Source organism: Pseudomonas reidholzensis, assembly GCF_900536025.1.
Lineage (GTDB): Bacteria > Pseudomonadota > Gammaproteobacteria > Pseudomonadales > Pseudomonadaceae > Aquipseudomonas > Aquipseudomonas reidholzensis.
This window is the reverse complement of the sequence record NZ_UNOZ01000037.1, coordinates 141,970-160,428: the sequence shown is the minus strand read 5'-3', so window position 1 is coordinate 160,428 and position 18,459 is coordinate 141,970. Positions and strand designations below refer to the sequence as shown.

Here is an 18,459-nt window from a genome sequence, read left to right as displayed (position 1 = left end):
ATGAGCGGCAAGCCCCCAGCAATATTCCTCATGGGCCCGACGGCGGCCGGCAAGACCGACCTCGCCATCGAACTGACCAAGGTGCTGCCCTGCGAACTGATCAGCGTCGACTCGGCGCTGGTCTACCGGGGCATGGACATCGGCACCGCCAAGCCGTCGAAAGACATCCTGGCTGCCCACCCGCACCGGCTGATCGACATCATCGACCCGGCCGAAAGTTACTCCGCCGCGCATTTCTGCACCGATGCCCTGGCGGCCATGGCCGAGATCACCGCGCGCGGCAAGATCCCGCTGCTGGTCGGCGGCACCATGCTGTATTACAAGGCGTTGCTCGAGGGGCTGGCCGACATGCCGGCCGCCGACCCGGCCGTACGTGCCGAGCTAGAGGCTCAGGCCAGCGCGCTGGGGCTGGCTGAGCTGCATCGCCAGTTGGCCGAGGTCGACCCGGTGTCGGCGGCGCGCATCCACCCCAACGACCCGCAGCGGTTGATCCGTGCGCTGGAAGTGTACCGGGTCAGCGGCGAGAGCATGACGGCCCATCGCCAGCGGCAATTGGCCGAAAGTAGCGGCGCAGACGCAGGCGCAGGCGGACATTTGCCCTATACTGTCGCCAGCTTGGCGATTGCTCCTACGGATCGTCACATTTTGCATCAGCGAATTGCGCTACGATTTTCCCAGATGCTGGAACAGGGCTTCGTCGACGAGGTCCGAGAGCTGCGAAGCAGAAGTGACTTGCACGCCGGGCTGCCGTCTATACGGGCAGTGGGCTATCGGCAAGTCTGGGATTACCTCGACGGCAAGCTTGATGAGAATGAGATGCGAGAACGCGGTATCATCGCCACTCGCCAGCTGGCCAAGCGGCAGTTCACCTGGTTGCGCGGTTGGTCCGACGTGCACTGGCTGGACAGCCTGGCCTGCGACAATCTGTCCCGCACCTTGAAATACCTTGGGTCCGTCTCCATATTGAGCTGAGTCCCTGCTAATTGCCGGCTATTCTTGCGAGTGGGCGGCGTAATCATCGAATTTTCGTATTTTTTATTACTGATCCTTACAGGAGTGCGGCATATGTCAAAAGGGCATTCGCTACAAGACCCTTACTTGAACACCTTGAGAAAAGAAAAGGTCCCGGTTTCGATCTACCTGGTCAACGGGATCAAGCTGCAGGGCTCGATCGAATCGTTCGACCAGTTCGTGGTCCTGCTGAAGAACACCGTCAGCCAGATGGTCTACAAGCACGCGATCTCGACCGTGGTTCCTGCACGTCCGGTTCGCCTGCCAAGCCCGTCCGACTCCGAGAGCGGTGACAGCGAGCCAGGCAACGCCTGATAGGAGCCTGCATTGTTCTTTGAGCGCCACGGTGGTGGTGATCGAGCGCTGCTCGTTCACTTGGAAGGTCAGAACCCTGAGGCGCGCGAAGACCCGCAGGAGTTTCAGGAGTTGGCACTGTCGGCCGGAGCTGAGATCGTTTCACTGTCAACAGTGACGCGGCACCAGCCGAGCGCCAAATACCTGATTGGCAGCGGCAAGGTCGAGGAACTTCGCGACCTGGTCAAAGCCGAGCAGGTAGATCTGGTGATTTTCAATCACACCCTCACGCCCAGTCAGGAACGTAACCTCGAACGTGTTTTCGAGTGTCGCGTGCTTGACCGTACCGGGCTGATTCTCGATATCTTCGCCCAACGGGCGCGTACCCATGAAGGCAAGCTGCAGGTCGAACTGGCCCAGCTCGAGCACATGAGCACGCGGCTGGTACGCGGCTGGACGCACCTTGAGCGGCAGAAGGGCGGTATCGGCCTGCGTGGCCCGGGTGAGACCCAGCTGGAGACCGACCGCCGTCTGTTGCGGGTCCGTCTGCGGCAGATCAAGGCACGCCTGGAAAAGGTCCGCAGCCAGCGCGAGCAAGCGCGGCGCGGGCGCCGGCGCGCGGATATCCCGTCGGTCTCGCTGGTGGGCTATACCAACGCCGGCAAGTCGACCCTGTTCAACGCCCTGACCTCATCCGAGGTCTACGCCGCCGACCAACTGTTCGCGACCCTCGACCCGACCCTGCGCCGTCTGCAGCTCGACGACCTGGGGCCGATCGTGCTGGCCGACACCGTGGGCTTCATCCGTCACCTGCCGCACAAGCTGGTCGAGGCATTTCGGGCTACGCTCGAAGAGTCGAGCAACTCCGACCTGCTGCTGCATGTGATCGATGCCCATGAGCCAGAGCGCATGGAGCAGATCGAGCAGGTGCTGGCGGTATTGGGTGAGATCGGTGCCGAAGGCTTGCCGATCCTCGAGGTCTATAACAAACTCGACCTGCTCGAAGATGTCGAGCCGCAGATCCAGCGGGATGCCGATGGCAAACCGGAGCGGGTCTGGGTGTCGGCACGTGATGGACGTGGCCTGGAGCTGGTTGGCCAGGCAATTGCCGAGTTGCTGGGGGATGATCTGTTCGTCGGCACCCTGCGCCTTGAACAGCGTTTTGCGCGCTTGCGCGCGCAATTCTTTGAACTGGGCGTGGTGCGCAGCGAAGAACATGACGAAGAAGGCAGCAGCTTGTTGAGCGTGCGCCTGCCCATGGTCGAACTCAATCGCCTGGTCAGCCGCGCAGGTCTTGAACCGCAAACGTTTATTGCGCAACACACTTTGCAATAAATGCCCGTCGAGGTCGCCGGGCAGCCGTGACAGGCATTCTGTAGCATTGGACGGCGCGCCGTGGGCGCGTCTTTGCTTTATCAGATGGAGAGCGCTATGGCTTGGAATGAGCCGGGTGGCAACTCGAATAATCAGGATCCCTGGGGCGGTCGCCGTGGCGGCGGCGGCGGTGGTGGCGACAAGAAAGGACCACCGGATCTCGACGAGGCCTTCCGCAAGCTGCAGGACAGCCTGAACGGCATGTTCGGCGGCAGCAAGAAACGCGGCGGTGGTGACCGCAATATCGGCAAGGGTGGCGGCTACGGCCTGCTGGGCATCGGCCTGGCGGTGTTGGCTGCGATCTGGCTGTACAGTGCCGTGTACGTGGTCGACGAGCAGGAGCAGGCAGTCGTGCTGCGCTTCGGCAAGTACTACGAGACCGTGGGTCCAGGCCTGAATATCTATTTCCCGCCGATCGATCGCAAATACATGGAGAACGTCACGCGTGAGCGTGCGTACACCAAGCAGGGGCAGATGCTCACCGAAGACGAGAACATCGTCGAGGTGCCGCTGACCGTGCAGTACAAGATCACCAACCTGCAGGACTTCGTGCTCAACGTCGACCAGCCGGAAGTGAGCTTGCAGCATGCGACCGACAGTGCCTTGCGCCACGTGGTGGGTTCCACCTCGATGGACCAGGTCCTGACCGAAGGCCGCGAGCAGATGGCCGTGGATATCCGCGAGCGCCTGCAGCGCTTCCTCGACACCTACCGTACCGGTATCACCGTGACCCAGGTCAACGTACAGAGCGCGGCAGCCCCGCGTGAAGTGCAGGAAGCCTTCGATGACGTGATCCGTGCCCGTGAAGACGAGCAGCGTGCGCGTAACCAGGCCGAGTCCTACGCCAATGGCGTGGTGCCGGAAGCCCGTGGTCAGGCCCAGCGCATCATCGAGGATGCCAACGGCTACCGCGATGAAGTGATTGCCCGCGCCAAGGGTGAGGCCGACCGCTTCACCAAGCTGGTCACCGAGTACCGCAAGGCGCCGGACGTCACCCGTCAGCGTCTGTACCTGGAGACCATGCAAGAGGTCTACAGCAATTCGAGCAAGGTCATGGTGGCGACCAAGGACGGGCAGAACAACCTGCTCTACCTGCCGCTGGACAAGATGATCGAAGGCAGCCGCAACACGTCGGCCGCGGCCGCCAGCGGATCGCCGTCGGTCAACGACCCTGCCGTGCGCGCAGCGCAGGATCTGCAACAGCAACAACAGACGCTGCGTACTAGGGAGAGCCGCTGATGAGCAATAAATCGCTGATCGCCCTGATTGCCGCAGTGGTGCTGGCTGTCGTGGCCTGGAACAGCTTCTATATCGTCGCTCAGACCGAGCGTGCGGTGCTGCTGCAGTTCGGTCGCGTGGTTCAGGCCGATGTCCAGCCTGGCCTGCATGTGAAGATCCCGTACGTCAACCAGGTGCGCAAGTTCGACGCCCGCCTGATGACCCTGGATGCTCCGACCCAGCGCTTCCTGACCCTCGAGAAGAAAGCGGTCATGGTCGACGCCTACGCCAAATGGCGGGTGAAGGACTCCGATCGCTTCTACACCGCGACCTCGGGCCTCAAGCAGATCGCCGACGAGCGCCTGTCGCGTCGTCTGGAAAGCGGCCTGCGTGACCAGTTCGGTAAGCGCACCCTGCACGAAGTGGTTTCCGGTGAACGTGACGCGCTGATGGCTGACATCACTGCATCGCTGAACCGCATGGCCAACAAGGAGCTGGGTATCGAAGTGGTCGACGTTCGCGTCAAGGCCATCGACCTGCCGAAGGAAGTCAACCGCAGCGTGTTCGATCGTATGAGCACCGAGCGGGAGCGTGAAGCCCGCGAGCACCGCGCCAAGGGTAACGAGCTGGCTGAAGGTATCCGTGCGGATGCCGACCGTCAGCGCCGTGTACTGCTGGCCGAAGCGTATCGCGAGTCCGAGGAAACCCGTGGTGATGGTGACGCCCAGGCGGCTGCCATCTACGCCAAGGCCTACAACCAGGACGCTGATTTCTATGCGTTCCACCGTAGCCTGCAGGCGTATCGCGCGAGCTTCTCGAACAAGAGCGATGTGCTGGTCCTGGACCCGAAGAACGAATTCTTCCGTTACCTGGACAAGAGCAAGCCTTGATCTAGCGGCCTCGCACGCTGCTGCAAACCCCGCCCGGCAGGTAAAACTGCCGGCGGGGTGCATCCCGACGGAAAAGGGGTGTATGATGAGTCAGCCGGGAAATTTCCCGGCTTTTTTGCGTCTGCAAGGTTGATTGCCATCCATGGCTCAGCCGCAACGCTGGTAATTCGAAGGTGTTGGTACGGCGGTGGCGCTGGGATGAGTGCTGCCTGCTGTTGTGTGCCAATGCCTGCTTTACTCACGGCTCGCCCACCAGGCAGGCCGCTCGGACCAGAGGGGAAAAGGCGTAATGGCAACGGTAGACCGCTGGCTGCTGCCAGATGGCATCGAGGAAGTACTGCCACCTGAAGCCGCGCGCATCGAGATTGCGCGTCGGCAGGTGTTGGACCTGTTCCAGAGTTGGGGTTACGAACTGGTCGTGACGCCGCATATCGAGTACCTGGAATCGCTGCTCACCGGTGCCAGCCAGGACCTGGACCTGCATACCTTCAAGGTGGTCGACCCGCAGTCCGGCCGCCTGATGGGTTTCCGTGCCGACTTCACCCCGCAGGTGGCGCGCATCGATGCGCACACCCTGCGTCGCGAAGGCCCGAGCCGCCTGTGCTACGCCGGCAGCGTACTGCACGCCCAGCCGCGCCAGCTGTCGACCTCGCGCAGCCCGATCCAGCTGGGTGCCGAGCTGTACGGCGATGCCAGCCCGACCAGCGACGTCGAAGTCATCAGCCTGATGCTGGCGATGCTGCAGCTGGCCGATGTGCCGGATGTGCACATGGACCTTGGCCATGTCGGTATCTACCGCGGCCTGGCCCGTGCCGCCGGGCTCTCCGGTGCTGTCGAGCAGCAGCTGTTCGACGCCCTGCAGCGCAAGGCCCGCGATGAAGTGTACGCACTCACCGCCGACCTGCCGAAGGACCTCAGCAGCATGCTGCGCGCCCTGACCGAGCTGTGTGGTGGCCGCGAAGTGCTGGCCGACGCCCGTGTGCGCCTCGGTCGTGCCCCGGCCAGCGTCCTGGCGGCACTCGACGACCTGCTGTCGATCGCTGACCGCCTGACCGCGCGTTACCCGCAGCTGCCGCTGTACTTCGACCTCGGCGAGCTGCGTGGCTACAACTATCACACCGGCGTGGTGTTCGCCGTGTTCGTTCCGGGCGTCGGTCAGTCGATCGCCCAGGGCGGTCGCTACGACGACATCGGCGCCGACTTTGGCCGGGCGCGTCCGGCCACTGGCTTCTCCACGGATTTGAAGACCCTGGTCACACTGGGGCGAGCGGAGGTCGTATTGCCTTCTGGCGGGATCTGGATGCCCGACAGCGGCGACGCGACCCTCTGGCAGATGGTCTGCCAGTTGCGCAACGAGGGCCAGCGGGTGGTTCAGGCATTGCCTGGGCAACCGCTGAGTGCTGCTCTCGAGGCGGATTGTGATCGGCAATTGATTCAGCAAGACGGGCGCTGGCAGGTTCTGCCGCTGACCCATTGAGATTTTTCGGTCGGCAATAGGCCGGCAACCAAGTTGCGTGAATGAGGACAAGTGTTATGGGTAAGAATGTCGTCGTCCTGGGCACCCAATGGGGTGATGAGGGCAAAGGCAAGATCGTTGATCTGCTGACCGAACATGCTGCCGCCGTAGTGCGCTACCAGGGCGGTCACAATGCGGGCCACACCCTGGTGATCAACGGTGAGAAGACCGTTCTGCACCTGATTCCATCGGGCATCCTGCGTGAAGGCGTTCAGTGCCTGATCGGCAACGGCGTCGTGGTCGCTCCCGATGCCCTGATGCGTGAAATCACCAAGCTCGAAGAGAAGGGCGTACCGGTCCGCGAGCGCCTGCGCATCAGCCCGGCCGCACCGCTGATCCTGTCCTACCACGTGGCGCTGGACCAGGCCCGCGAGAAGGCCCGTGGCGAAGCCAAGATCGGTACCACCGGTCGTGGTATCGGCCCAGCCTACGAAGACAAGGTCGCGCGTCGCGGCCTGCGCATCGGTGACCTGTTCCACCGCGAGCGTTTCGCCGCCAAGCTCGGTGAGCTGCTGGACTACCATAACTTCCAGCTGGTCAATTACTACAAAGAGCCGGCGATCGACTTCCAGCAGACCCTGGACGAGTGCATGGCCTACGCCGAGCAGCTCAAGCCGATGATGCTCGACGTCACCGCCGAGCTGCACAACCTGCGTCGCGCCGGCAAGGACATCATGTTCGAAGGCGCGCAGGGTTCGCTGCTCGACATCGACCACGGTACCTACCCGTACGTGACCAGCTCCAACACCACTGCCGGTGGCATCTCCACCGGTTCCGGCGTTGGCCCGATGTACCTCGACTACATCCTCGGCATCACCAAGGCGTACACCACGCGCGTTGGTTCCGGTCCGTTCCCGACCGAACTGTTCGACGAGACGGGTGCTACTCTGGCCAAGCGTGGTCATGAGTTCGGTTCGACCACCGGCCGTGCTCGTCGTTGCGGCTGGTTCGATGCCGTCATCCTGCGTCGCGCCATCGACGTCAACAGCATCTCGGGCATCTGCCTGACCAAGCTGGACGTTCTGGACGGCCTGGAAACCATCAACATCTGTGTTGGCTACAAGAACGAGAACGGCGCCGTCATCGACGCACCGTCCGATGCCGACAGCTACATCGGCCTGGAGCCGGTGTACGAAGCGATGCCAGGCTGGACCGAGTCGACCCTCGGTGCCAAGACCCTGGAAGAGCTGCCAGAAGCTGCCCGCGCTTACATCAAGCGCATCGAGGAGCTGACCGGCGCGCCGATCGACATCATCTCGACCGGCCCGGACCGCAACGAAACCATCGTGCTGCGTCATCCGTTCGCCTGATCAGCCTGACAGGCTGATCCAACGCCGCGCTCCCGCAAGGAAGCGCGGCGTTTTTTTTTGGCTCATTCGCCCGCGCCCGTATCGCCTTATAAACTTGGCGTTTATACCTGCTGCTTGCGGCACAACCCTTGCTGTAAGAATGCTTTGTAGATGCCATCAAAATAATGGCGCCAGAAGCACGAGGGTTTCACCGTGTCTGCCATCCTCTCACTGTTACGAAGCCGCCTCTTGCGGCCTGTGTTTGTTGCCTTGGGTATCGCTCTTTTGGTGCAGGTGCTGGTCGCCGTTGCGCTGACCCGGAGCACCGTCACCGCGCTTGAGGCCGATCTCGGCGAACGCCTGGGCGCCGACAGCCGTCAGCTCGCCAATGAACTGGAGCTGGCCGGGCAGGACGTCCGTGCCGGCCTCGACAACCTTTCCAGCAGTACCCGTCAGCGCCTCAGCAGCGGCCTGTCGACCCGCCTGCAGGCCGAGCAGCAGCAACTGCGCGCGACCCTCGAGAACACCCTCAAGGAGTCCGCCAACGACATGGCCGAGCTGCTCGCCTCGGTAGCGCCACGGGCGATCTGGGACAACGACGTGCCGGTGCTCTCGGATTTCGCCCGGCGCGCCCAGCGCAACCCCAACGTGCTGTTCGTGATCTATGACGACGCCCAGGGCCAGCACCTGACCCGCTACCTCAATCGGCAGAACCCGATCAACCAGGCGCTGATGGACAAAGGCCAGGGCGAGCGGGCGCTGGACAAGGTGCTGGATGCTGCGCGCAAAGACCCGTCGGTGTACTTCGTCGAAGCGTCGATCAGCCCCAATGGGGTCGAGATCGGCAAGGTCTTGATGGGCGTCTCCACCGCCGGCGTCGAGCAGGCGCTGAAAGCCCTCGATCAGCGCTTTGCGGCGTTGATCGGCAGTGGCGAGCAATTGGTCGGCGAGAGCCTTGGCGCGGCGGCCGCCGACAGCGGCAAAGCCCTGCGCGCACGCCTGGAAACCGCCCAGCACAGCGCCACCGCGATGCAGGCCAACACGGCCCAGACCGTACGCGATGCGGCCGGCGAGCTGCGCTGGCGGATTGGCCTGGGCCTGGTGCTGGTCGGCCTGGGGGTGCTGCTGGTGGTGGCGCTGGTGCTGGGTCGGCGGGTGGTCAGCAAGCTGCGCCTGCTGATCGCTGCGCTCGACGACCTGGCGGCGGGCGAGGGCGACCTGACCAAGCGCGTCAGCCTCGACAGCCGCGACGAAATCGGCGATATGGCCAAGGCGGTCAACCGCTTTGTCGACAAGCTCCAGCCAATCGTCCGCGAAGCGGGTGAAGTGGCGCAGCGCACCGGCGTGGAAATCGGTGCGATGACCCAACGCAGCGCCGGTGCCGACGCCGCCGCCGCGCTCCAGCGCGATGAAGTCGCCGCCAGCCTGCGCGACCTGTCGAGCATGGCCGACGAGGCCCAGGCCGAGAGCCACGCCATGCAGGCGGCGTTGCAGCAGGTGGTGGACATCCGCCAGGCGACCAACGAGAACAGCCGCACCTCGACTCAGCTCGCCGGTTTGATCGAGAACCTCGCCGGCCAGGTCGACGCCGGCTCCCAGGTGATCGAGCGGCTGGCCAAGCAGAGCGAGCAGATCGAGGTGGTGTTGACGGTGATCCATGGCATCGCCGAGCAGACCAACCTGCTGGCCCTGAATGCCGCGATCGAAGCCGCGCGTGCCGGCGAGACCGGCCGCGGCTTTGCCGTGGTCGCTGACGAGGTGCGGGCGTTGGCGAGCAAGACGCAGAGCTCCACCGGCGATATCCAGGCGCATATCGTTGCCCTGCAGCAGGGTGCCAAGGAGGCCGTGGCGACCATCAGCCAGGCCGGGCGCCAAGCCAGCGAGGGCTTGCTGGTGCTGCGTGACAACGCACGCCGGCAGCAGTCGGTGCAGGCGGCGGTGGAGCAGGTGCACGCGGCGATCGGCCTGGCCACGCGCGCGGCCGAGCACCAGGCGCATGGCGCGCAGGCGGTACGAGGGAGGGTGGAGACGATCCATGCGCAGGCCGAGCAGTCGGCGCGGGTGGTGATGCAGACCACCGCGAGCGGCAAGGTGCTGGATGACCTGGCCGCGCAGTTGCGCGCCAGCCTGGGCCAGTTCAGGGCTTGATCGCCCTGGCGAGGGCTTTGCCCTCGTTTCGCGACACAAGGCCGCTCCCACAGAGTTCGCGCATGCTTACTGTGGGAGCGGCCTCGTGTCGCGAAAGGGCCGCAAAGCGGCCCCATAGGTTTTACGCGCGGTTCAGGTACATCCGCGTAGTCAACAGATACACCGGCAACCCCGACACCACGATCAGCAACGCCGCATACGGCGCCGCAGCGGCAAACTCGACGTTGGCGGTATGCGCCCATACCTCGGTCGCCAGCGTGGTCATCCCGGTAGGGCTGAGCAGCAAGGTCGCTGTCAGCTCTTTCATCGCATCCAGAAACACCAGCGCAAACGCCGCCGCCAGTGCCGGGAAGATGATCGGCAAGGTCACCCGGCAAAACGCGCTGAAGCTGCTCGCGCCCAAGGTGCGTGCGGCTTCTTCGAGGGTCGGCGAAGCCTTGTTCAAGGCCGTGCGTACCGGCGCCTGGGCCAGCGGCAGGAACAACAGCGCATAGGCCAGCAACAGCAACGCCGTGGTCTGGTACAGCGCCGGTACATAATGCAGGGCGAAGAACACCAGGGTCAGGGCAATCACCAGCCCCGGCAGGGCATGCAGCAGGTACGGCAGGCGCTCGGCCCAGATCGCCAGGCGACCCTTGTAGCGCACCACCAGGAAGCTGATCGGCAGGGCCAGCAACACGCACAAGCCCGCACCGCCCAGCGACACCGACAGCGAGGTGAGCAGCGCCTGGCTGATCTCGCCGACCGGGAACGCCGCCGACGAGCCCACGCTCAGCCAGTAGCCGAGCATGGCCAGCGGGATGCCGCTGCCGAGCACCGCCAGGCCCACGCACAGCCCCTGCGCCAGCGGCATCCAGCCACCCAGCTTGACCGGCTTGGCGCGCCGCGCCACCCCTTGGCCGATGCGCACATGGCGAGCCTTGCCACGCACCCGCAGCTCCAGCGTCAGCATCACCAGGCACAGCGCCAGCAGCACCGCCGAGAGCATCGCCGCGTTGGCGTTGCTGAACTCCAGCTCGAACTGCTGGTAGATCGCCGTGGTGAACGTCTGCAGGCCAAGGATCGACAGCGCGCCGAACTCCACGAGCATGTGCAGGGCGATCAGCAGCGCGCCGCCGAGCATGGCCGGCCACAGCAGCGGCAGGGTGACCTTGCGGAACACCCCCCAGCGGCTGCAGCCCAAGGTGCGTGCCGACTCCTCCAGCGAGGTGTCGACGTTGCGCAGGGTCGCCGCCACCGGCAGGAAGATCAGCGGGTATTTGGACAGCGCCATGATCATGATCGCCCCGCCCAGGCCCTCGAAGTCCGAGCTCAGCGACACCCAGGTAAAGCTGCTGACAAACGACGGCACCGCGAACGGCAGGCACAGCACCACGCCCCACAGGCGCCGCCCCGGCAGGTCGCTGCGCTCGAGCAGCCAGGCGATGGCCAGGCCGACCGCCATGCACACCAGGGTCACACCGACCATCAACAGCATCGTGTTGCGCAGCAGGCCCCACACGAACGGCCGCCAGAGCAGGTGCAGGGCCTCGCGCCAGCCCGCTTCCCAGGCTTTCAAGGCGACGTACAGCAATGGCAGCAAGCTCATCGCCACCAGGAACAGGACGGGCAGCACCACCCAGATCGAGGGGCGCTTGCGGCGTGGCACGAAACGCACCGGGGCCGCGGTGTGCAGGGCGGCAGTCATCAGAGCAGACCGACCTCGCGTTCAAGCTCCAGGGCTTCCTCGGCGTTACCGAGGTCGGCTGGGGTGATCTGCGGCGGGCGCAGCTCTTCGAACGGCTTCAGGCCACGGTCCGAGACCATGCCCTTGTGCAGCGGGTACTCGGCGGTGGTCTGGGTGATCACCCGCTGGCCTTCTTCGCTGGCCATCCAGTTGAGCAGGGCCTGGGCTTCCTTGGGGTGCTTGCTGGCCTTGACCGCAGCGGCGCCGGAGATGGTCACCAGGCCACCGGCGTCGCCGTCGGCCAGGTAGTACAGCTTGGAGTCGAGCTGGCCGCGCTCGCGTTGCAGGGCGTACCAGTAGTAGTTGTTGACCAGCACCGCGTCGACTTCGCCTTTTTCCACGGCCTTCAGTGCGACCATGTTGTTGGTGTAGGTCTTGCCGAACGCCTTGAGGCCGGTCAGCCACTCTTCGGCGGCATCACGCCCGTGCATCTTGAGGATGGCCACGGCCTGTTCCTGGAAGGCGCCGCTGGTCGGCACGAAGCCGACACGACCGTCCCACTCGGGGTTGGCGAAGTCCATGACCGATTGCGGCAGGTCTTTCTCGTCGACCTTCTTCGGGTTGAACACCACCACCCGGGTGCGTGCGGTCACGCCCATCCAGCTGCCGTTGGCGGCCACGTATTCCTTGGGCAGCATGTTCAGCGTGGCGTCGTCGATCTTGGCCAGCAGGCCCAGCTCGCCGAGGTTGTTCAGCGGCGGCGACTCCTCGGTATAGATGACGTCGGCCGGCGAGCGGTCGCCTTCTTCGATGATCTGGCTGGCCAGCTGGTTGCTGCTGCCCTTGCGGATATCGATGTGGATGCCGGTCTTGGCCTCGTAGGCCTTGGCGATGGCTTCACCGATTTCCTTGTGCTGGCCGTTGTACAGGGTCAGGGTGACCGGGGCGTCTGCCATGGCGGCCGGGGCGCCGATCACCAGGCTCAGGACAGCGGCGGCCAGGCTGCGCATCAGCGGTTGCGGACGGATCGTCATGCGGGTACTTCCTCGCTTACGGCTACATATTTGGAAACAATGGTAAACGAAATCGTTTCTCAAGTGGCCGGGTGACGAGAAATTCATGAGCTGACTATCAATGCCTTTGCGTCGCGAGCCCGAGACACGGGGTCTGACACGGCAGGGGAAGGGCAGTGCAACAAAAAACGCAGGCAAGAAAAAACCCACTAGCAAGCTAGTGGGTTTTTATTTGGTGCCCAGGAGAAGACTCGAACTTCCACGACCTTGCGGTCACTGATACCTGAAACCAGCGCGTCTACCAATTCCGCCACCTGGGCAAAGCTTTACATCTACAGCGTACTGCGATGAATCTCTTGCTGAATGACAGACAGACCTGCTATCTATCACTCTAAATATTTGGTGCCCAGGAGAAGACTCGAACTTCCACGACCTTGCGGTCACTGATACCTGAAACCAGCGCGTCTACCAATTCCGCCACCTGGGCACACATCGTCGAAATCACATGATGCTTTACAACATCGTCCATCTCAACTACAACGTCGGTGTCCGTCGTTGTGGTGCGCACTATACGGACGCCTCTGGAGGCTGTAAAGCCCCCGGATCAAAAAAAATTCAAAAAATTCAACCCGTTGATTCCACAGGCCTTCCAATGCGTACAAGACCCTCAGACGGGGGCTGTCCAAGGCCGACATTTCCGGTTTCAATACGCCTATGCCAAACTTCTACTCTATATACCCCAAGGTGAACCCCTTCTGATGGCCGATTGGCAATCCCTCGATCCCGAGGCCGCTCGCGAAGCGGATAAATACGATAATCCTATTCCCAGCCGTGAGCTGATCCTGCAGCAGCTTGCCGACCGCGGCGAACCCGCTGCGCGCGAGCAACTGGCCGCGGAGTTCGGTCTCCACGAAGAAGACCAGATCGAAGCGCTGCGCCGCCGTCTGCGCGCCATGGAGCGTGACGGTCAGCTGATCTATACCCGGCGCGGCACCTATGCCCCGGTAGACAAGCTGGACCTGATCTGCGGCCGGGTCTCGGGCCACCGCGATGGCTTCGGCTTCCTCATCCCCGACGATGGCAGCGACGACCTGTTCATCAGCCCGGCACAGATGCGCCTGGCGTTCGACGGTGACCGTGCCCTGGCGCGGGTTTCCGGTACCGACCGCCGTGGCCGCCGTGAAGGCGTGCTGGTCGAGATCATCTCGCGTGCCCATGAAAGCGTGGTCGGCCGCTACTTCGAAGAAGGCGGTATCGGCTACGTCACCCCCGACAACCCGAAGATCCAGCAGGAAGTGCTGGTCACCGCCGGGCGTAACGGCGGCGCCAAGATCGGTCAGTTCGTCGAGATCAAGATCACCCACTGGCCCACCCCGCGCTTCCAGGCGCAAGGTGACGTGGTCGAGGTGATCGGCAACTACATGGCCCCGGGCATGGAAATCGACGTTGCCCTGCGCAGCTACGACATCCCGCACGTGTGGCCGCAAGAAGTGGTCAAGGAAGCGCGCAAGTTCCGCTCCGAAGTCGAAGAGAAGGACAAAGAGAAGCGCATCGACCTGCGCCATCTGCCGTTCGTCACCATCGACGGCGAAGACGCCCGCGACTTCGACGACGCGGTCTACTGCGAGCCCCAGGGCAAGCTGCGCCTGTTCTCGGGCGGCTGGCGCCTGTTCGTGGCGATCGCCGACGTTTCCAGCTACGTGCGCCTGGGCTCGGCCCTGGACATCGAAGCGCAGCAGCGCGGCAACTCGGTGTACTTCCCTGAGCGGGTAGTGCCGATGCTGCCTGAAGAGCTGTCCAACGGCCTGTGCTCGCTGAACCCGCACGTCGACCGCTTGGCGATGGTCTGCGAAATGACCATCAACAAGTCTGGCCAGATGGTCGACTACCAGTTCTACGAAGCGGTCATCCACTCGCACGCACGCCTGACCTACAACAAGGTCAGCAGCATGCTCGAGCACGCCCGCACCCGCGAGGGCAAGGCCCTGCGCGAGGAGTACAGCGAAGTCCTGCCGGACCTCAAGCACCTGCATGCGCTGTACAAGGTCTTGCTGGCGGCCCGTCACACCCGTGGCGCGATCGACTTCGAGACCCAGGAAACTCGGATCATCTTCGGCGAAAACCGCAAGATCGACGAAATTCGTCCGACCGTGCGCAACGAAGCCCACAAGCTGATCGAAGAGTGCATGCTGGCAGCCAACGTCGCCACCGCCGAGTTCATGCGCAAGCACCACGTGCCGTCGCTGTACCGCGTGCACGATGGTCCGCCACCGGAGCGCCTGGAAAAACTCCGCGCCTTCCTTGGCGAACTGGGCCTGTCCCTGCACAAGGGCAAGGAGCCGTCGCCCAAGGATTACCAGGCACTGCTGGCGAGCATCGCCGGTCGCCCGGACTTCCACCTGATCCAGACCGTCATGCTGCGCTCGTTGAGCCAGGCGGTGTACAGCACCGATAACAACGGCCACTTCGGCCTGAACTACGAGGCGTACACCCACTTCACCTCGCCGATCCGTCGCTACCCCGACCTGCTGGTGCACCGCGCCATTCGCAGCGTGATCCGCTCCAAGGTCGAGACGCCGCACGTCAAGCGCGCGGGCGCCATGAGCATTCCCAAGGCGCGTATCTACCCGTACGACGAGACCATGCTGGAGCAGTTGGGCGAGCAGTGCTCGATGACCGAACGCCGCGCCGACGAGGCCACCCGTGACGTCGTCAATTGGCTCAAGTGCGAGTACATGAAGGACCGCGTCGGCGAGATCTTCCCGGGTGTGATCACCGCGGTGACCGGTTTCGGCCTGTTCATCGAGCTGACCGACATCTACGTCGAAGGCCTGGTGCACGTCAGTGCGCTGCCGGGTGACTACTACCACTACGACGCCGTGCATCACCGTCTGTCGGGCGAGCGCACCGGTCGCACCTTCCGCCTCGGCGACACGGTCGAAGTCAAGGTCATGCGGGTCGACCTCGACGAGCGCAAGATCGACTTCGAGATGTCGGACAAAACCGTCACCGAAGCCGTGGGTCGCAAGCACCGTGGCGCTGCCAATACGGCGCCTGCCGGCAAATCCGCGCCAGCCGCCAAGGCCGGCGGCAAGCGTGACGCCAAGGCCGAAGCCAAGCCTGAAGCCAAGGCCGAGCCGGCGCCGCGCAAGCGCAAGAGCGAAGCCGGTGATGCGTACTTCCCCAAGGACGCCGTGCAGCGTAACGCCGACGTGCGCAAGAGCCGCGAAGTGAAAAAGGCGCTGATGGGCGAGGCGCGCAACGCCCCGACCGCCAGCAAGCCGAAGGGCAGCAAGTCGTCGTCCTCGGGCAAGCCCACCAAGCACCGCAAGGGGCCGCCAAAGTCGGGCGCGCCAAGCAAGAGCAAGAGCAAGTCATGAGTCAGCTGGAAAAAATCTACGGCGTGCACGCCGTACAGGGCCTGTTGCAGCATCACCCCAAGCGGGTCAAGCAGATCTGGCTGTCGGAAGGGCGTAGCGAGCCGCGGGTCCAGGCGCTGCTGGCGCTGGCCGCGGAAAACCGCATCCCGGTCGGCCAGGCCGAGCGCCGTGAGATGGACGCCTGGGTCGAGGGCGTCCACCAGGGCGTCGTCGCCGAGGTCAGCCCGAGCCAGGTGTGGGGTGAGCTGATGCTCGAGGAGTTGCTCGAGCGTACCGAAACCCCGCCGCTGATCCTGGTGCTGGACGGTGTCACCGACCCGCACAACCTCGGTGCCTGCCTGCGCACTGCCGATGCCGCCGGCGCCACCGCAGTGGTGGTGCCCAAGGACAAGTCGGCAACCCTGACGCCCGTAGTGCGCAAGGTGGCGTGTGGCGCCGCCGAGGTGATCCCGCTGGTGGCCGTGACCAACCTGGCGCGCACCCTGGAGAAACTCCAGAAGCGTGGCCTGTGGGTGGTCGGCACCGCCGGCGAGGCCGAGCAGGAGATCTACCAGCAGGACCTGACCGGGCCGATCGTGATGATCATGGGGGCCGAAGGTAAGGGCATGCGTCGCCTGACCCGCGATCATTGCGACTTCCTGGTGAAGTTGCCGATGAGCGGTAGCGTCAGCAGCCTGAACGTCTCCGTGGCCACCGGCGTGTGCCTGTTCGAGGCCGTGCGCCAGCGTCAGATCAAACGCTGATTGGCTGTCTGAGCCGACGTCTTCGCGGGTAAACCCGCTCCCACAGGGTTCGGCGAAATCCCTGTGGGAGCGGGTTTACCCGCGAAGACGTCAGCACAGGCGCCAGCGTTGGCGGATATGTTTCCGGTTGTTCAAATAATCGCCAATCACCTTGCGTGTGCGTTCGGCCTTCTCTACAATTGCGCCCCTTGCCAAGCAGGCAGGCGCGCATGTGCCTTCTGCACAAGGCAAGTCATACAGTGTCATTCACTCCTTGTCTGACCAGATTCCCTGGCAGACTACTAACCCGTAAGGAGCATTCATGCGTCATTACGAAATCATCTTCCTGGTCCACCCGGATCAGAGCGAGCAAGTCGGCGGCATGGTTGAGCGTTACACCAAGCTGATCGAAGAAGATGGTGGCAAAATCCACCGCCTGGAAGATTGGGGCCGTCGTCAACTGGCCTACGCAATCAACAATGTTCACAAGGCTCACTACGTGATGCTGAACGTTGAGTGCACCGGCAAGGCCCTGGCCGAGCTGGAAGACAACTTCCGCTACAACGATGCCGTGATCCGTAACCTGGTCATCCGTCGTGACGAAGCCGTAACTGGCCCGTCCGAGATGCTCAAGGCCGAAGAGAACCGCAGCGAGCGCCGTGAGCGTCGTGAACGTCCTGAATCTGCTGATGGCGCCGATGGCGACGACAGCAATGACAGCGACAACAGCGATAACGCTGACGAGTAATCCACGGACCTTTTGAGGAGCCTATTACATGGCACGTTTCTTCCGTCGTCGTAAATTCTGCCGCTTCACTGCTGAAGACGTGAAAGAGATCGACTTCAAAGATCTCAACACCCTGAAAGCTTACGTATCCGAAACCGGCAAGATCGTTCCAAGCCGTATCACCGGTACCAAAGCTCGTTATCAGCGTCAGCTGGCTACCGCTATCAAGCGCGCCCGCTTCCTGGCCCTGCTGCCCTACACCGACAGCCACGGCCGCTGAGACCGGGTTTTCGACAAGTAGCAAGGGATAAGCATGCGAGCGTTAGCTGATTTCATCATGCGCGGTCGCGTGCAGGCCACCGTAGTGGTGGCCGGTTGTGCGGCATTGCCGCTGTTGTTCTGGTTGTGTGCCGCCGCGGGGACCCTGGTGTTCCTGCGGCGCGGTTTCAAGGACGCTTCCTCGGTCATCGTCTGGGGCATTTTGCCCGCGATGGCCTGGTGGGTCTTCGGCGAGCCGCGCACCTTGATGGTGTTGCTGGGTACGCTGGGGCTGGCTGCGCTGTTGCGCGCCGGGCATTCCTGGAACCGGGTGCTGCTTGTCAGCATCGCGCTGGGCCTGTTGTACGGTGTGATCCTTGGTTCGGTGTTCCGTGAACCGATTGAAGCTCTGGCGCGAGCGCTTGAAAAAGCCCTGCCGCAGATGCTCGACGGTCTCTACCAGCAGTTATCGGTAGAGGAACAGGCACGCCTCGGGGCTCTTATCGTACCTGTGCTCAACGGCCTGATTGCGGCATTGCTGCAGGTTGTCAGTGTGTTGTCCCTGATGTTGGGGCGCTACTGGCAGGCCTCGTTGTACAACCCCGGAGGTTTCGGCCGCGAGTTTCAAGCGGTGCGGATTCCTCGGTTGCCAGCGCTGGTACTGCTGGCGTGCATGGTGTTCGGTCCGAACTTCGGTTCTGCCCTGGCACTGCTCACGCCACTGTGCAGCGTACCGCTCATGTTCGCCGGGCTCGCCCTGCTGCACGGGTTGGTGGCACAGAAACGCCTGGCCAAGTTCTGGCTGGTCGGGTTGTACGTCACGCTGGTCCTGTTCATGCAACTGATCTATCCGTTGCTCGTGGTTTTGGCCATTGTCGATAGCCTGATTGATTTTCGCGGTCGCAAGTCACCTCAGGGTGATGATTCCGCGAACGGTGAAGGTAAAAGTTAAG

At 63.4% G+C, this 18,459-nt stretch carries 14 protein-coding genes, 2 tRNA genes and 2 pseudogenes; 14 read left to right on the top strand and 4 right to left on the bottom strand.

Translation table 11 applies throughout. From position 1 onward, the window contains the following. The 9 genes and pseudogenes from miaA to CCOS865_RS28870 all read left to right on the top strand — a co-directional run. On the top strand, positions 1 to 972 hold the full coding sequence (gene miaA / locus CCOS865_RS26060; RefSeq protein WP_119146308.1) for a tRNA (adenosine(37)-N6)-dimethylallyltransferase MiaA: 972 nt from the start codon (positions 1 to 3) through the stop codon (positions 970 to 972). Between the two features lie 93 nt (positions 973 to 1,065). Continuing rightward, a complete protein-coding gene (gene hfq, locus CCOS865_RS26055) occupies positions 1,066 to 1,326 on the top strand; it encodes an RNA chaperone Hfq (protein WP_028631835.1) in 261 nt (86 codons plus the stop codon). A 12-nt stretch (positions 1,327 to 1,338) separates the two neighbouring features. Continuing rightward, positions 1,339 to 2,640: a ribosome rescue GTPase HflX gene (gene hflX, locus CCOS865_RS26050; protein ID WP_119146306.1), complete on the top strand. Its 1,302-nt coding sequence runs from the start codon at positions 1,339 to 1,341 to the stop codon at positions 2,638 to 2,640. A gap of 96 nt (positions 2,641 to 2,736) precedes the next feature. Next, positions 2,737 to 3,918, top strand: coding sequence for an FtsH protease activity modulator HflK (gene hflK, locus CCOS865_RS26045; protein ID WP_119146304.1), 1,182 nt, complete (start codon positions 2,737 to 2,739; stop codon positions 3,916 to 3,918). Further along, complete coding sequence (gene hflC / locus CCOS865_RS26040) at positions 3,918 to 4,787, top strand: protease modulator HflC (RefSeq protein ID WP_119146302.1); 870 nt, start codon at positions 3,918 to 3,920, stop codon at positions 4,785 to 4,787. The genes hflK and hflC overlap by 1 nt, the downstream gene beginning before the upstream one ends. Positions 4,788 to 5,076: 289 nt before the next feature. Continuing rightward, positions 5,077 to 6,264 (top strand): ATP phosphoribosyltransferase regulatory subunit, encoded by a 1,188-nt coding sequence (locus CCOS865_RS26035; RefSeq protein WP_119146299.1) that lies wholly within the window; start codon positions 5,077 to 5,079, stop codon positions 6,262 to 6,264. Between the two features lie 56 nt (positions 6,265 to 6,320). Further along, the gene (locus CCOS865_RS26030; protein WP_119146297.1) at positions 6,321 to 7,613 is read left to right on the top strand and encodes an adenylosuccinate synthase; all 1,293 of its coding nucleotides are present in this window, start codon (positions 6,321 to 6,323) and stop codon (positions 7,611 to 7,613) included. Positions 7,614 to 8,141: 528 nt separating this feature from the next. After that, positions 8,142 to 8,834 (top strand): annotated as a pseudogene (locus CCOS865_RS28875) (methyl-accepting chemotaxis protein); the annotation flags it as partial. A gap of 390 nt (positions 8,835 to 9,224) precedes the next feature. Continuing rightward, a pseudogene (locus tag CCOS865_RS28870) lies at positions 9,225 to 9,740 on the top strand (methyl-accepting chemotaxis protein); the annotation flags it as partial. Between the two features lie 121 nt (positions 9,741 to 9,861). Here the strand turns inward: CCOS865_RS28870 and CCOS865_RS26020 are convergent. The 4 genes from CCOS865_RS26020 to CCOS865_RS26005 form a co-directional block, all read right to left on the bottom strand. Next, a complete protein-coding gene (locus tag CCOS865_RS26020; protein WP_119146293.1) occupies positions 9,862 to 11,427 on the bottom strand; it encodes an ABC transporter permease in 1,566 nt (521 codons plus the stop codon). Continuing rightward, the gene (locus tag CCOS865_RS26015; protein WP_119146291.1) at positions 11,427 to 12,440 is read right to left on the bottom strand and encodes an extracellular solute-binding protein; all 1,014 of its coding nucleotides are present in this window, start codon (positions 12,438 to 12,440) and stop codon (positions 11,427 to 11,429) included. Before CCOS865_RS26015 ends, CCOS865_RS26020 begins: the two co-directional genes overlap by 1 nt. Before the next feature lie 212 nt (positions 12,441 to 12,652). After that, positions 12,653 to 12,739, bottom strand: a tRNA-Leu gene (locus CCOS865_RS26010). A gap of 80 nt (positions 12,740 to 12,819) precedes the next feature. Further along, positions 12,820 to 12,906: transfer RNA gene (locus CCOS865_RS26005), tRNA-Leu, on the bottom strand. A 271-nt stretch (positions 12,907 to 13,177) separates the two neighbouring features. On the opposite strand from CCOS865_RS26005, the gene rnr reads away from it, so the two are divergent. The 5 genes from rnr (at position 13,178) to CCOS865_RS25980 (ending at position 18,458) form a co-directional block, all read left to right on the top strand. Next, a complete protein-coding gene (rnr, locus tag CCOS865_RS26000; RefSeq protein ID WP_119146289.1) occupies positions 13,178 to 15,799 on the top strand; it encodes a ribonuclease R in 2,622 nt (873 codons plus the stop codon). After that, complete coding sequence (gene rlmB, locus CCOS865_RS25995; protein WP_119146287.1) at positions 15,796 to 16,542, top strand: 23S rRNA (guanosine(2251)-2'-O)-methyltransferase RlmB; 747 nt, start codon at positions 15,796 to 15,798, stop codon at positions 16,540 to 16,542. Before rnr ends, rlmB begins: the two co-directional genes overlap by 4 nt. A 301-nt stretch (positions 16,543 to 16,843) precedes the next feature. Beyond that, on the top strand, positions 16,844 to 17,269 hold the full coding sequence (gene rpsF / locus CCOS865_RS25990; RefSeq protein WP_119146285.1) for a 30S ribosomal protein S6: 426 nt from the start codon (positions 16,844 to 16,846) through the stop codon (positions 17,267 to 17,269). Positions 17,270 to 17,297: 28 nt separating this feature from the next. Next, entirely contained in the window at positions 17,298 to 17,528 is a 231-nt protein-coding gene (rpsR, locus tag CCOS865_RS25985; protein WP_003249563.1) for a 30S ribosomal protein S18, read from the top strand. Positions 17,529 to 17,561: 33 nt separating this feature from the next. Beyond that, positions 17,562 to 18,458: a YybS family protein gene (locus tag CCOS865_RS25980; RefSeq protein WP_119146283.1), complete on the top strand. Its 897-nt coding sequence runs from the start codon at positions 17,562 to 17,564 to the stop codon at positions 18,456 to 18,458. Position 18,459 lies beyond the last annotated feature (1 nt).

What these genes read in the sequence shown, in the direction of transcription:
- hflK (WP_119146304.1), top strand. Translation starts at nt 2,737, where the DNA reads ATGGCTTGGAATGAGCCGGGTGGCAACTCGAATAATCAGGATCCCTGG.
- hflC (WP_119146302.1), top strand. Translation starts at nt 3,918, where the DNA reads ATGAGCAATAAATCGCTGATCGCCCTGATTGCCGCAGTGGTGCTGGCT.
- CCOS865_RS26030 (WP_119146297.1), top strand. Translation starts at nt 6,321, where the DNA reads ATGGGTAAGAATGTCGTCGTCCTGGGCACCCAATGGGGTGATGAGGGC.
- CCOS865_RS26015 (WP_119146291.1), bottom strand. Translation starts at nt 12,440, where the DNA reads ATGACGATCCGTCCGCAACCGCTGATGCGCAGCCTGGCCGCCGCTGTC.
- miaA (WP_119146308.1), top strand. Translation starts at nt 1, where the DNA reads ATGAGCGGCAAGCCCCCAGCAATATTCCTCATGGGCCCGACGGCGGCC.
- rpsR (WP_003249563.1), top strand. Translation starts at nt 17,298, where the DNA reads ATGGCACGTTTCTTCCGTCGTCGTAAATTCTGCCGCTTCACTGCTGAA.
- rlmB (WP_119146287.1), top strand. Translation starts at nt 15,796, where the DNA reads ATGAGTCAGCTGGAAAAAATCTACGGCGTGCACGCCGTACAGGGCCTG.
- CCOS865_RS26020 (WP_119146293.1), bottom strand. Translation starts at nt 11,427, where the DNA reads ATGACTGCCGCCCTGCACACCGCGGCCCCGGTGCGTTTCGTGCCACGC.
- CCOS865_RS26035 (WP_119146299.1), top strand. Translation starts at nt 5,077, where the DNA reads ATGGCAACGGTAGACCGCTGGCTGCTGCCAGATGGCATCGAGGAAGTA.
- hfq (WP_028631835.1), top strand. Translation starts at nt 1,066, where the DNA reads ATGTCAAAAGGGCATTCGCTACAAGACCCTTACTTGAACACCTTGAGA.
- rpsF (WP_119146285.1), top strand. Translation starts at nt 16,844, where the DNA reads ATGCGTCATTACGAAATCATCTTCCTGGTCCACCCGGATCAGAGCGAG.
- CCOS865_RS25980 (WP_119146283.1), top strand. Translation starts at nt 17,562, where the DNA reads ATGCGAGCGTTAGCTGATTTCATCATGCGCGGTCGCGTGCAGGCCACC.
- rnr (WP_119146289.1), top strand. Translation starts at nt 13,178, where the DNA reads ATGGCCGATTGGCAATCCCTCGATCCCGAGGCCGCTCGCGAAGCGGAT.